Annotated in this window: 19 protein-coding genes and 1 pseudogene; 8 read left to right on the top strand and 12 right to left on the bottom strand. The window is 45.4% G+C overall.

Annotated features, from left to right (window positions below):
* On the top strand, positions 1–655 hold a 655-nt coding region (locus tag L691_RS0121730), incomplete at its 5' end, for an aminotransferase class V-fold PLP-dependent enzyme (protein ID WP_025692422.1).
* 159 nt (positions 656–814) lie between these two features.
* Here the strand turns inward: L691_RS0121730 and L691_RS0121725 are convergent.
* From L691_RS0121725 to L691_RS34405, 6 genes are all read right to left on the bottom strand, one after another.
* Positions 815–2149 carry a sensor histidine kinase gene (locus L691_RS0121725; RefSeq protein WP_198023087.1) on the bottom strand — a complete coding sequence of 445 codons (1335 nt, stop codon included), beginning with the start codon at positions 2147–2149 and terminating at the stop codon, positions 815–817.
* Between the two features lie 23 nt (positions 2150–2172).
* Positions 2173–2841, bottom strand: coding sequence for a response regulator transcription factor (locus L691_RS0121720; protein ID WP_025692420.1), 669 nt, complete (start codon positions 2839–2841; stop codon positions 2173–2175).
* Positions 2842–2864: 23 nt separating this feature from the next.
* Positions 2865–3620 (bottom strand): lantibiotic immunity ABC transporter MutG family permease subunit, encoded by a 756-nt coding sequence (locus tag L691_RS0121715; protein WP_025692419.1) that lies wholly within the window; start codon positions 3618–3620, stop codon positions 2865–2867.
* The gene (locus L691_RS0121710; protein WP_025692418.1) at positions 3620–4378 is read right to left on the bottom strand and encodes a lantibiotic immunity ABC transporter MutE/EpiE family permease subunit; all 759 of its coding nucleotides are present in this window, start codon (positions 4376–4378) and stop codon (positions 3620–3622) included. Before L691_RS0121710 ends, L691_RS0121715 begins: the two co-directional genes overlap by 1 nt.
* A 26-nt stretch (positions 4379–4404) precedes the next feature.
* A complete protein-coding gene (locus L691_RS0121705) occupies positions 4405–5112 on the bottom strand; it encodes a lantibiotic protection ABC transporter ATP-binding protein (protein ID WP_025692417.1) in 708 nt (235 codons plus the stop codon).
* A gap of 226 nt (positions 5113–5338) precedes the next feature.
* The gene (locus tag L691_RS34405) at positions 5339–5566 is read right to left on the bottom strand and encodes a lantibiotic dehydratase C-terminal domain-containing protein (RefSeq protein ID WP_408634787.1); all 228 of its coding nucleotides are present in this window, start codon (positions 5564–5566) and stop codon (positions 5339–5341) included.
* Here L691_RS34405 and L691_RS32235 point away from each other — a divergent pair.
* The 5 genes from L691_RS32235 to L691_RS0121680 all read left to right on the top strand — a co-directional run bounded on the left by L691_RS32235 (position 5547) and on the right by L691_RS0121680 (position 7330).
* The gene (locus tag L691_RS32235; RefSeq protein WP_156934316.1) at positions 5547–5705 is read left to right on the top strand and encodes a hypothetical protein; all 159 of its coding nucleotides are present in this window, start codon (positions 5547–5549) and stop codon (positions 5703–5705) included. The two genes, L691_RS34405 and L691_RS32235, sit on opposite strands and share 20 nt — an antisense overlap.
* 116 nt (positions 5706–5821) lie before the next feature.
* Positions 5822–6217 carry a sigma-70 family RNA polymerase sigma factor gene (locus L691_RS0121695; protein ID WP_025692416.1) on the top strand — a complete coding sequence of 132 codons (396 nt, stop codon included), beginning with the start codon at positions 5822–5824 and terminating at the stop codon, positions 6215–6217.
* A 3-nt stretch (positions 6218–6220) separates the two neighbouring features.
* Positions 6221–6367, top strand: coding sequence for a YvrJ family protein (locus L691_RS31520; RefSeq protein WP_084654367.1), 147 nt, complete (start codon positions 6221–6223; stop codon positions 6365–6367).
* Between the two features lie 12 nt (positions 6368–6379).
* Entirely contained in the window at positions 6380–6577 is a 198-nt protein-coding gene (locus L691_RS0121685; RefSeq protein WP_025692415.1) for a helix-turn-helix domain-containing protein, read from the top strand.
* Positions 6578–6727: 150 nt separating this feature from the next.
* Complete coding sequence (locus tag L691_RS0121680) at positions 6728–7330, top strand: lysozyme (protein WP_025692414.1); 603 nt, start codon at positions 6728–6730, stop codon at positions 7328–7330.
* 83 nt (positions 7331–7413) lie between these two features.
* On the opposite strand, the gene L691_RS0121675 is transcribed toward L691_RS0121680, so the two are convergent.
* The gene (locus tag L691_RS0121675; RefSeq protein ID WP_025692413.1) at positions 7414–8013 is read right to left on the bottom strand and encodes a hypothetical protein; all 600 of its coding nucleotides are present in this window, start codon (positions 8011–8013) and stop codon (positions 7414–7416) included.
* A gap of 273 nt (positions 8014–8286) precedes the next feature.
* Here L691_RS0121675 and L691_RS34400 point away from each other — a divergent pair, with 273 nt between their 5' ends.
* On the top strand, positions 8287–8361 hold the full coding sequence (locus L691_RS34400; RefSeq protein WP_408634788.1) for a hypothetical protein: 75 nt from the start codon (positions 8287–8289) through the stop codon (positions 8359–8361).
* Between the two features lie 76 nt (positions 8362–8437).
* On the opposite strand, the gene L691_RS0121670 is transcribed toward L691_RS34400, so the two are convergent.
* The gene (locus L691_RS0121670) at positions 8438–9343 is read right to left on the bottom strand and encodes an aldo/keto reductase (RefSeq protein WP_025692412.1); all 906 of its coding nucleotides are present in this window, start codon (positions 9341–9343) and stop codon (positions 8438–8440) included.
* On the bottom strand, positions 9340–9990 hold the full coding sequence (locus L691_RS0121665; RefSeq protein WP_025692411.1) for a TVP38/TMEM64 family protein: 651 nt from the start codon (positions 9988–9990) through the stop codon (positions 9340–9342). Before L691_RS0121665 ends, L691_RS0121670 begins: the two co-directional genes overlap by 4 nt.
* Positions 9991–10127: 137 nt before the next feature.
* Here L691_RS0121665 and L691_RS29760 point away from each other — a divergent pair, with 137 nt between their 5' ends.
* Positions 10128–10520, top strand: coding sequence for an ABC transporter permease (locus L691_RS29760; RefSeq protein ID WP_051459432.1), 393 nt, complete (start codon positions 10128–10130; stop codon positions 10518–10520).
* 71 nt (positions 10521–10591) lie between these two features.
* Here the strand turns inward: L691_RS29760 and L691_RS0121655 are convergent, their stop codons facing one another.
* The 3 genes and pseudogenes from L691_RS0121655 to L691_RS29755 all read right to left on the bottom strand — a co-directional run.
* Positions 10592–11257, bottom strand: coding sequence for a bifunctional 2-keto-4-hydroxyglutarate aldolase/2-keto-3-deoxy-6-phosphogluconate aldolase (locus L691_RS0121655; RefSeq protein WP_025692410.1), 666 nt, complete (start codon positions 11255–11257; stop codon positions 10592–10594).
* Positions 11258–11311: 54 nt separating this feature from the next.
* Positions 11312–12277 carry a phosphoglycerate dehydrogenase gene (locus L691_RS0121650; protein ID WP_025692409.1) on the bottom strand — a complete coding sequence of 322 codons (966 nt, stop codon included), beginning with the start codon at positions 12275–12277 and terminating at the stop codon, positions 11312–11314.
* Positions 12274–12823 (bottom strand): annotated as a pseudogene (locus L691_RS29755) (dihydroxy-acid dehydratase); the annotation flags it as partial. The gene L691_RS0121650 and the pseudogene L691_RS29755, both read right to left, overlap by 4 nt.

Raw genomic sequence — 12823 nt, 5'->3', positions numbered from 1 at the left:
GGAGCCGGGCGGCGGCACGGTTTCCTGGGTAAGCCCGTGGGACGGCCCCAGCTACTCTCAAGGAATTGAGGCCCGGGAGGACGGCGGAACGCCCGGATTTCTACAGGCGATCCGGACCGCGCTGTGCCTTCGGCTGAAGGAGCGGATGACGACGAAGCACATATTGCAGCATGAGCGAACACTGTGCCTTCAGCTGCTGGACGGACTTCAGGCGATACCGGATGTCACGGTGCTGGAAGGCGGCTTCCGCCACCGTCTCGGCATCGTGTCCTTTACGGTTCGGGATCTGCATTACAACCTCGTCGTCAGGCTGCTGAACGACCGCTTCGGCATTCAGGCCCGAGGCGGCTGCTCCTGCGCGGGGCCTTACGGGCATTACCTGCTCTCGATCGGCAGGGAAGCCTCCTCCCTGATGAGCAAGACCATCCACAGCGGCGATCAATCCCTGCGGCCGGGATGGGTCCGCCTGTCGCTGCATCCCGTTATGACCTCCGGCGATGTCGCCTTGATCGTGTCGGCCCTGGAGGCGATTGTAAGGCACAGGGAAGCCTGGCGGGCCGACTACCGCTACAATCCCGCGACCAACTGCTGGCGGCACAGCTCAGAGGGCGAAGACGGACCGGATATGGATATGGAGCGGTTGTTCGCGCTGTAAACAGTAGGACGTAGCGGACGGCGGTCTCGTAAGTATGGTCATATTCAGGGGCCAGCCAACCCCGCTACAAGACGCAACAAAAAGACAACATTCATTCTGCAGCTGTGCAGTGAAAGTTGTCTTATCTTCTAGGGGTTAAGCTCTTTTTATGCAGAAGAGTCACCCGCACCGTTCTGCACTCTCTTTTATTACGGGCAATTCCATAAGAACCTCTCCAAAATGTTTCGAATCGTTTCTAAGCGTCATCCTTCCATTATGTTGTTTGATTACCTTTTCAGTAAACGTCAAACCCAAGCCATAATGGTTATTATGGGTTCGCCCATAATTTTCAGTGTAAAACAGTTCTGTCCCTTTTCTAAGGGCCTCTTCGGAGAAACCGGGTCCCCGGTCCGAAATTATAAACAGAACACAATCATTCCCTTGCCTGACAGTAATTTTCACTTTTTCGTGTAGCGGTGTCCTTTCAACTCCGTTTAAAACAATATTATTAATGGCTCGAACAAGCAGTTCCTCATCAACCAGAAAGAAGATCTCTTCTTCTGTAAAATCATTGACCATTATACTACTACCTAAGCTGCTAACCTCAGTCTCCAATTTGCACAGAAAATTACGGACCGATACTTCTTCTTTATTCGTATGAATAGGCTTGTTATTCAGATTGATATCAATAACTTCCTGAATGTATCTTTCAATTTGATGAATTGAATTCATAATATCGCTGAAGCTTTCCCAAGCATCTTCATCCCGAGTCATCTCTAACAGCTCTATATTCCCCTTGATCACGGTCAGCGGAATTTTGATATCATGCACCAAATAACTAATTTGTTCCGACTTTAAGTTGGTTATCTCTATTTCTTTGTGAATGGATTTAATCAGCGCTTCGGATAAGCTCTCCATTGCGTTCATAACATCTTGATATTCATTGAATCGGACTTCCGGAAACGCAATATTCAGATCTCTTTCTTTTATTTTTCTAGCTACTTTGATCAGCTTTTCATTTTCCTGAATAATCACCCGAGAAAAATTTCGAATATTCCATATCAAATACATGCAATAAAGCAATATTGAAAGCACCGACAGCCAAATACCAGGATTCGGCAATGTCTTTCTTAATATCGGATCCATAAATTGCACCTTCAAATTGTAGTAAATCATGATCGTTTCATATTGACTGTCATATCTTATGAAAGAATTTACCCGATCCTTTTCAGAACTTTGAAGGGCCGATTTTGCTTTTTCTTGATTCCTAAAGCTCAGATTACTCGTCACCATTTTCTTTGTTCTTTTATTGAAAATAGCGTAATCCAGTTCAGAGGGAATCATGCGGGGATTGATGTAATCCGCTTTTACAATCTCACCTTGAATTTCTTTTGCTTTATTTATAGGCTCATTGGCCGGAATAAACAACTGGTGATTAATCCCCCATACCGTAAATTCAACGTTGAATATCAAGACGAGTAAACCGACAAGGCCCAATTGAATAATCCATTTCACAAAATAAACCGCTAATGTGTTCCTTACTCCCATATATACCCTACACCCCAGACCGTATTGATTGGGGACAAATCAAAGCGGGCGATTTTTTTTCTTATTACCCGGATATGCTCGACAACCGTTGATATTTGAGAATCGCTTTCCATCGGGTAGATAGATTCGTAAATATCCTCTTTAGAAAAGGTCTTACCCTTGTGTAAGGCTAGCAGTTCACAAATTCGATATTGAGTTTTTGTAAGTTTCACTTCCTCCCCTTGAATAATTATTTTCTTCGCTTCCAAGTCGATAAGAATATCTCCATTAATCAACACACTTTTAGCTTCTTTTTTCGGCCTGGCTTCCCTTCTTAAATGAGCCTCGATCCGTGCATTCACTTGATGGATACTGAACGGCTTTACGATATAATCGTCCCCACCGATGGATAAGCCTTGGATAATGGAGGTTTCATCGCTTTTAGCGGTCATAAAAATAATGGGAATATCAATCAGAGGTCTAATTTTCTCGCAAACTTTAAAGCCGTCCTCATCGGGCATCATAACGTCCAGTAAAATGAGATTATATTTACTCATCTCTTCTATAGTTATATCTTTTACACTTTGCACCGTTGTAACCTCATGCTTTTTCAATTCCAACATTTTTCTTGCCAATCTGAGTATTGCCGCATCATCATCAATTGCCAAGATTTTGGCCATATTCAAGCCCGCCTCTCATCCGTTTAATCGCTTGACCTTCTTCCCGACCACCTATTAATCCAAATAATACTAAGAATAACAATGCCTATCGTTAAGAAGAGGACACCATATCCTCCGGACGCCCACAAGAAATCTCCTCCTCTAATCTTTAAATCCCCCTCAAAATATCCGCTTAACCGATTGGCCCAGGACCACGGCAGAAACTCCCACACTTTATCTCCTAACGTGGTCAGACAAAGAGCTGCAATAATTACTCCCCCGAAACCAAAAATCCCGCAAATCCCCATACCATACTTGTAGCCAATGATTAGATAGAAGAAATACTGAAATATGGAAGCCAATGTAAATATTATAGCTGTTAATTGATATTGTGTAAAATTAATTCCGTGCATTCCCATGAGATACCTCAAGGCCAAAGTGTAAATGGATATCGATAAGAACAAGGCGGCATAATAGGAAAGGACCATCATCGTCGTTTGGCTGATGAATGCAACCGATTTACTTCGAACCGCTCCAAGCATATTCTGAAAATGACCTGCTTCATTTTCAGCATCGGCTACTATTCCACATATGACCGAAATGATGGCCGGTGTGCCGACACCGACTAATTCGAAAAATACGACGTAGCCCGCTTCCGCACTTACCGGGGTATTCCTAGATAAAAAGTACATGATTAAGACAACGGGTAAAAGGAATGGAATCCCTAAGTGTAAGAATAAAAACGGCCCCCGCTTTCTTTTTTTGAATTCACTCAGCAAACATCTATAAAATTGCAGCATTATTTCACCTCTAGCTTGCTGAAGGATTTCACAGATATAAAGCTAAAAATCAAGAAAAGCAGAAGGCTTAGAATTATCGCAATCGGAATAACGGAATAGCTCAGCAGTTCGTCGTTTGGAGGCAATGGAATTCCATTACTGTGCAGTTTCGTTAGTGGTATCTGCACTCTGAGATGCCAACTATAAGGAATAAGCCACCAATCTTTGGTTGGTGCAAAAAACGAACCCATATTTAAATTAAGCATGCTATTTAATAATAAAGTGATTAGAAGATTAGTTTTTCTTGAGAGCCATAAACAAAATGGGATCTGCCATAAGGCTGCTACAAACACCAGGATAACAGCCAATATACAGGAAGAGAGCGAAACTAAATACGGACTTGTCTGAAGCAGAAGGCTTGTTAGAATAATAAAGGCAATTAATATCAGTGACCCCAGAGCCACAAATTCGGTTACCAACAAAATTCTGCTAATTTCTTTCTTCTGGAGATTGATCGGTAAGCCAATGACGGTCTTGAAGCGCGTTGATTTGAATTCCAGATTGTTGAGAAGGCCCGCTGTAAGGGCAATAAGTACGGAGAGCCATAGTATCCCCCACTGATTAATGATGGTTTCTGTACTGAGGCGGATGATCTCGGGACCGCCAAGAAAACTAAAACCGAGTGCAAGAAGGGAGCATAGCAATGGAATCAACCAAAGCATCTTTCTTATACTTGTTCGTTTTGTCTTCAGAATTTCTGACTTTACATATACATACATATAGATTCCTCCCCGAACTCCTCGACTCAGGATGAGACTGCCTGTGTCCGTATAATTTCCGTAAATAGAGCCTCCAGATTATCCTCGGACCGATATTTCCCTTCGTAGCCGAGAACTCCATTACTGATGATCCCGATATCATCAGCCAAATGTTCAACTTCCGATAATAAATGACTGGATAAGAGGACCGTCACCCCTTGCTTTGGAAAAGACGCAATCATTTCCCTTAATTCCTGAATACCAATAGGGTCCAATCCATTGGTCGGTTCATCCAAAATCAACAGGTTTGGACGATTTAACAAAGCAAGTGCGATTCCTAAACGTTGCTTCATCCCCATTGAAAAATTCATTACTTTCTTATTGCCCGTGTTGGTTAATCCCACAATTTGCAGAACCTCCTGAATACGCTCCTTGGACAACCCGAGAATAGTCCTTATGACTTCCAGATTTTCTTCGGCGCTTAAATTCCCGTAAAGAGGGGCATTTTCAATCAAAGAACCAATATGAATCAGATCATTTCGAGTCCATTTATTCCCATTAAAGATTACTTCTCCGGAAGTTTGTTTGAGTAAGCCCGCTATAATTTTTAGCGTCGTGGACTTTCCGGCTCCGTTTGGCCCCAATAGCCCATAGACAGTGTTTTTTCTTACATGGATAGAAACACTGTTTAAAACAGTAGATTTTTTATACTTTTTCGTTAGCTGTTTCGTTTCTAGGATGTACCCATTATTCATCTTCATTGCCCTCCTCATCTTCTATAGACGGAGTTTAACAAACAAAAATCAAAACTCCATCAATATCGAAGGCGCATAATGGATTTACACGCTCCCTTACAGTTACAGAAGCAGCCCCTATGACCGCCCCCCTCCTTCCAAGCGGCATGACAAAAAAACGGGCCATGCGCTGTTACGCAAGCCCGCCAGTTCAATATCGTATAAGCCCTTGCCTACTCTTTTTATTCTATATTTCCTGTAATTGAACCCTTTTTCTTAACATCCTCTGACCATATAGCGTTTGATAGGCATAAGCACATAATTTATCTTCGAAGCTACGGTCAACTTCAAATAAGCGATTAAAATGCAGATGGATTAAACTTCCTATTATGTTAATGAAATCAGTTGTAGTTAATAAAAAGGTAACCGTCCCAAGATTAGGAGGTTTACCCTTTTTGGTGTCTTCTATTTCCAAGAACTGGTGTATCGTATGCCGGTTCTTTTTTTATGGTGCTGCCCTTTATGCATGGCTGCTTGATGGGAACGCAACAACGCAGAGCGGACATGATGCCTCCGTGTCTTTCCTGATCTACCTAGATACGACTCTGTATTAATGATAAAATATAAGAACATTTGTTCTTATTTTTTTGGGAATTGGTTGTAAAAACACTGCTTCATTTCTCTTTATTAAGTAGGAGCAATCTCTTCATAAAGAAGGAGGGGGCTTATATTGAATACGGATGATGAGGTTAATCGTCGTTTTATCAAGTATATGGCCAATCTTATTCACTATAACTCTATCAATTATGACAAAAAGAGACGAATGAAGGACAGCCGATTCCCGCTGACTTTAGACAACGATGAAAACCTAGACTCTGGCTTACTTACTGTTTATGATTCAGAATCTGTGCCACCAAATTTAAAAGATCACATTACAGATCATTCACTTTATCAAGCTTATGAATCACTCTCGGTGCAGCAACAACAGATTTTATCTTTTGCTTACGTACAAGCACTAAATGACAAGGAAATAGCCAAAATATTGGGAGTATCCCAACAAAATGTCTCGAAACACCGATTAAAAGCTCTAACTAAATTGCGCAGCTTAATAACGGAAGGGGGATGAATTATGACGGAGGATGACATTGCTACTTTTATTGCTAATTTAGGCTTCCCGATTGCAATTACTTTGTATCTACTTATTCGTTTTGAAAAAAAAATATCTGATCTAAGCGATGCCATTAATGGCTTGAAGAATGAAATACAAAAAACGTAAAGCGGTGATTTTATGTTGGCCGAACTTTTAGTACAAGCACAGCAACACCACGATCAGGAGGCAACATTACATATCCTAGAATCTTTCACACCAAAGATCAAAGCCTCCTTGCGACAAGTACCTGCCGATCATCGAGATGATTTAAAACAGGAACTCTATGTCAAAATGATTGAGGTTATACAAACTTTTGATATTAGTGAATTGAAATAAAATTTGGAGAGTGGTTGTAAAAAAAGAGACTCATTTCTCTTTATATGTATGTGAAGGCAATACGGCATTGCAGAAAACTTGGGAATGGTGCTCTGTCTATGATTCCTCCCTATTGTTCTTCTACTAATATTAATTTCAGGAGTGATTATTATGGCAAATTTTTCTTTAGGCACGGATGGAGCAAACCTTATCAAAAAACATGAGGGATTTTCCTTGAAATTTTATGGAGATCCTTATGGGTATCCAACAGTTGGATGGGGACATTTGATAACAAAGACTAAAGTATATACTAAGAATTCAACAGGTAATCCAAATGATTCTCTTCTATCCCAAGCACAAGCTGATGCTCTATCAAAATCTTTAAATCTAGGTTATACTTCACCAATTTCTCAGTCTAAAGCAAATACTTTTTTTGCTAATGATACTGCAAGTGCTGTAGCGGCAGTAAATAAATTGGTACTTCCTACAGGTCAGAAATTTTCACAATCTCAGTTTGATGCACTTGTTTCGCTCACTTTTAATGCAGGTCCTGGGGTTCTAAGTACCAGTGATGTAAAAGCTATGCTTGCCAATGCGCATATATATCCAACTTTTGTTGGTCCACTTACGCAAAGTCAAATTGATAATTGTTCAAAACTAGTCAGCAAGGCATTTTCTTATGATAGAAATTTACAAAAAAGAAGAAATGAAGAAGCAACTTTATTTTGTAAAGGCCGTGTGTATACTCACAAATATCCAGTATATACACTATAGTTTAATCGTTTTACGACATAAACAAGAAAGGTCAGCCTGAAGAGGCTGACCTTTCTTGTTTAAAAAATATAACCTTAATTCATTTAATCAGTAATTTTTTTGAGCTCAAAAATAGTTGCCTCTGATAACAAGATAAGCCTATCGTTATTAACAACAAAAAAACTTACACTTACAGGTATGCTACTTTTTGTAGAAGGGTCACTTATATCTATTGCTTTTACTACATCATTTATATTTAAGTCTGGGATATCTATTTTATATAATCTATAAAAGGAGTCAGAGTTATAGCATGTCGCTGTAATCTCATATAATGGATTTTTTAATTCATATTGATATTTCTTATAGTTTTTAAGTCCTTTTGATGAAAAAAAGTCTTTTTTGATTATAATTTCATCTCCAATAAATTTTTGCCCTGTTGGATATTCAGAAGCATCATTATATGAATTTGCAAATCCTAAAAGCTTCTCAACTTTCCAAGTACCATAGAAATATTTTTCAGTTTCACTATCCAAATTTATACGATTTACAAGACAAGATTCGGATGTGTTTTTTGGAATAATAGACTCATCCGTTGCAGGTTTAGGCTCACTAGAAATATTTGGATTTGATGTCATTTCAACATTTCCACAAGCCGATGCTAACATCAACATTATCATCATACAAGCCAATATTGTTTTTTTCATATCTCACACTCCTACTATAAAGTTATGTTTTCGCATGTTTACTCGCTTGCTAACTCATTTTTCAACACTATATACCCCTTTCATCTACCTAGCAGAAATTATATCAGAGCAATTGAAGCGATGAATGACATAAAATTAACATTATTTATGAATAAGTTTAACTTTATGTTATCTAAATCACAAAATATAAATTATTGATAGTTTACTATAGTAAAGACGAGACCAAAAGTTGAATTTGGAAAAGCAGAGAAAATCTAGATAATACCTCAACAAATGATAGTGGAGTACATGTCGTATTATAACCAAATCCGTTTCCAAAACAAACACGGCGACCTATCCCCGGTATAGTACCGTGAGTAAGTCGCCGCCTAAAAACTTGTTTTTTTACTGTCTATTTGACGGGGCTATGACCACCACCACGTTCTTATTCGCCCACCATATCCAAATCAGCGGCCTGAGCGTTCGAGACCACCTGCTCCACGTTCTTGCAGCCTGGGATCACGCTCGTCACTGCGGGATGCTGCAGGCACCAGCCCAGCGCCCACTGCGCCATGTTCAGGCCAGCCGGTACTTCGCTCGCGGCGATTTCGGCAACGATGCGCAGCTGCTTCTCCCGCTTCTTCGCATCATGGTTCGCCCGCACATCGCCCGCCTGGAACACCGCATCCGCCTTGTATTTGCCGCTAAGGTATCCGCTCGCCAGCGGTACCCGGGCCAGCACCCCAAGGTTATGCTCCTTGCACAGCGGGAAGAGCTTCTCTTCCGGCTGACGCTCCAGCCGGTTGTACACCACCTGAATCGCCTCGGCGCCGATCTCCGGAGCGGAGGACGTCTGATGAACGCCGTCATTCGCGGTGCTGATGGAAACACCCAAGTGCCGGATTTTCCCGGCCCGCTTCTGAGCGTCCAGCATATTCCACAGCTTATCGTTGTCGAACTCGGCGTCGGTACCGGAATGGAACTGGTACAGGTCGATATACTCCGTCTGAAGCGCACGCAGCGAGTCGTCCAGCTGCTTCAGCACATCGTCCGCGCTCCACAGCTGTTCCCGTTTGAGATGGCCGCTGAAATGATGGCCGAACTTGGTCGCGACAATCCACTCCTCGCGTTTGCGGCGGCTCAGGTAACTGCCGATAAACTGTTCAGAGAGATGGTCTCCGTAACATTCAGCCGTATCGATCAGATTGATGCCGAGCTCGCCGGCCTTGTCCAGCATGGCATCGACTTCATCCTGAGCGAAATCCTTTCCCCATTCGCCTCCGAACTGCCAAGTTCCCACTCCGATAACCGATACGTTAAGACCCGTACTTCCAAGCTTACGGTATTTCATGTGTCACATTCCTCTTTTCTAAGGGGGTTTGAACTATGAGCTCCTCCGCTGCGTGTGAGCCTTGAGAAATAAGCCTCGATTGATCGGACTCCCCATAGCGACAGCAGAACGAACAGCACCACATAGATCATTTCAACGGGATTTCGGATAAACCGTCCGGCATCATTGCCGATATACGATACCGCGAATACCATCACCGCCTTGCCTGCAGCCAGAGCCAGCAGATAGGAGCGCAGCCGCATACCGGCAAGCCCGGCGGCCAGATTGATAATAACAAACGGCCCAACCGGGAACAAGCTCAGCAGGAACACATAGCTGAAACCGCTGCGCCGCACCCACTCCATGGCTCTAGCCGCCTTCGGCCGCTGCGCCCATTTGCGCAAGAAGCGCTGGGAGGCGATTTTGCGAATAATCAGGAAAGTTGCCAGGCAGCCGGCCACAAGGCCAACCCAGGAGTACAAAAAACCGAGCCACAGCCCGTACACCGCCGCATTCAGGCCAACGATAAGCAGAGTTGGCAGCGGCGGAACAAATGATTTCATAAAGGTCAGCGCAATCCCCGGAAAAGGGCCGAGCGACCGGTAACGCTCCAGCATATCCCGCAGATTCTCCTCGGTGAGCCAGGAGATGGCATCCAATGCATACATAACGGTACTAAGCGCTCCTCGTCTATCCAATGATTTTAACAGCCCTATTATACATAATAACGGTGCAGATTGCCCTTACGGAAATCTCCCCATCTCTATAGGCAAATTCGTTCTTCAGCAATCGGCGGCGTTCCCTTATGGTTCTATGGGCGGTCCTGCTTAACACGATAGCGGGTGTGAAATCGGCTGACCTTAGTCTGATTAAAGCGGCAAGGTCGATGGGAATTTCCAAATTGTCATTGTTTACAAAGGTCATTTTACCGGGAGCGCTGCCCTCTATTTTTACAGGGATCCGGCTAAGTGCCACCACTTCGGTTCTGGTGCTGATCGCCGCCGAAATGCTCGGGGCCAATACAGGACTAGGCTATGCGCTCTACTTCTTTCAGGCCAATGTCAAACCTCCGGAAACGTTCGCCATCGTGGTTGTGCTGGCTCTGCTCGGACTTGGGATCAATTATTCATTGGCGGCGCTGGAAAATAGAACGTTCAAATACCGGGAGGAGCTTCCTGGTACCGGAAAAACGTTCTGAGAATGGAAAAAGGTTGGCCCGCCGTCCGCTCACACGGGGCGATGGGCCAACCTTATTCATTAACAGCAGCCTTATTTAATCGCTGCTTTGAACGCCTCGATGTACTGAGCCGATTTCTTGGCAACGAGACTGTAATCCTTCTCGCGCAGGGCATCTGTGGTCAGGTCGGAGCCGATGCCGACAGCAAATGCTCCGGCTTTGATCCAATCTTTAAGGTTTTCCAGATTGACGCCGCCAGTCGGCATCACATTCGCCTGCGGCAGAGGACCTTTGAATGCCTTGATCATGGACGGGGAATACAGATTTCCAGGGAACAGCTTCACAACATCAACACCCAGGTCGAGCGCTTCCTGAATTTCCTTCGCCGTCATAACCCCCGGCATGATTGGCACACGGTACCGATTGCAGAGCTTAACCGTATCCGGATTCAGAGAAGGTCCAACCACAAATTCCGATCCGCTCAGGATAGCGGCGCGTGCAGTCTCAGGGTCGAGCACGGTTCCCGCGCCGATAACGGCATATTTATCGGAGTCGGCAGGCGCGCTCGAAGAGTATTCGGCGGCCAGCTTCTCGATCGCTCTCAAAGCAAACGGCACGGTCAGCGTAACTTCGATAATCTTGATGCCTCCCGCGATCGATTGCTTCGCCATTTCCACGACTTCTTCGGGGGAGTTCCCGCGGAGCACCGCGACAACGCCTCCCTCATGTATTTGATTAATGATGCGCAGCTTTTTCATTTCCAGTTCCCCTTTGCTTAAAATGAGATGATAATGCGAACGTATTGGCTTCGATTACTTGCTAACCGGGGCCTTGACCGGGAATTTAGGCGCTTCTCCATTCACCGCACGGATGGCTTCTTCCGCAGCCATCTTCGCCATGCGGTAACCGGCCTCTACCGTGTTGGAGCCGACATGCGGTGAAGTCACCACATTAGGCAGTCCGACGATGTCCAGCGTTGCCGGCGGCTCCTGAATGAAGGTATCCAGACCCGCGCCCGCGATTTGTCCCGAGGACAAAGCCTCGTACAAGTCCTGCTCAACGACCAGGTCGCCCCGTGCCGTATTGATCAGTATTGCTGTCTTCTTCATTTGGGCCAGAGATTCCTTGTTGATCATGCCAACCGTTTCAGGAATCGCTGGAGCATGCAGAGTGATGAAATCGGACTGCGCGTACAGTTCCGGAAGGGTAACGTACTGCACGCCATACTTGTCGATCATGTCTTGACGGACAAACGCGTCATACGCAATGACCTTCATATCAAAAGCAACGGCACGCTTCACGACTTCGGCTCCGATAGCACCGAGACCGACAACGCCCAGCACTTTGTCTCCCAGCTCCGAACCGGTAGTACGGGCCCAGCCTCCGTCCCTTACTCCCGCATTCATTTGCGGAATATGGCGGGCGACGCTCAGCATCAGGGTGAGCGCCAGCTCCGCTACCGAACGGGTAGGAGCGCCCGGCGTAATCGTCACCGGAATGCCCAGACGGCTCGCGGCTTCCACATCAATATTATCGTAGCCGACGCCGTATTTCGCAACAACCTTCAAGGTCGGAGCGCCCGCTTCCAGCACCTTGGCGGTAACTTCGTCGATCCCGGTAATCAGCGCATCCGCGCCTTTAATCACTTCGATGAGCTCCGCTTCTTTCAGCGGGCGGCCTTCCATATTCCAGATGACCTCGAATCCCGCCTGAAGCAGCATTTCCTTCGCTTCCTCCGAACGGGAGAAAGAACGCGGCAGGGCAACTACTTTTGTCATACGGTTGCCCCCTCTTTCACAGCTGGAGCCTCGCTCTTGCCTTCGGACACGACGCGAACACCGCCTTTGGAAGCCGAGGAAGCATGCTGTGCGTACAGACGCAGCAGCTTGCTGGCCTCAATCTTGAACTCTTCCAGACGCTCCGCGCGCTTCGCCAGTTCTTCGTCCGATACATGCAGCTGCAGCTTGCGGCTGGCGATATCGATCTCAATCATATCGCCGTCCTGCACCAGCGCAATCGTTCCGCCTTCAGCGGCTTCAGGGCTCGCATATCCGATCGACAGGCCAGACGTTGCGCCTGAGAAACGGCCGTCCGTTACCAGCGCGGCGCGCTTGAACTTGCCAAGGATTTCCGTACAGCGGTGCAGCTCGCGCATGCCCGGTCCGCCTTTCGGTCCTTCATAACGGATCACGACAGCGTCGCCTTCCTGAACCAGGCCCGCTTCATAGGCTTCCGAGAAGGCTTCCTCGGAGTTGAACACCTTAGCCAGTCCAGTGAAGCTTCTCAGTTCAGGAGCTACCGCCGACTGCTTGATCAGCGCGCCG

The sequence above is a fragment of the Paenibacillus zanthoxyli JH29 genome (genome assembly GCF_000520715.1).
GTDB classification, from domain to species: domain Bacteria; phylum Bacillota; class Bacilli; order Paenibacillales; family Paenibacillaceae; genus Paenibacillus_AQ; species Paenibacillus_AQ zanthoxyli.
This window is presented reverse-complemented; position numbering and strand designations above follow the sequence as displayed.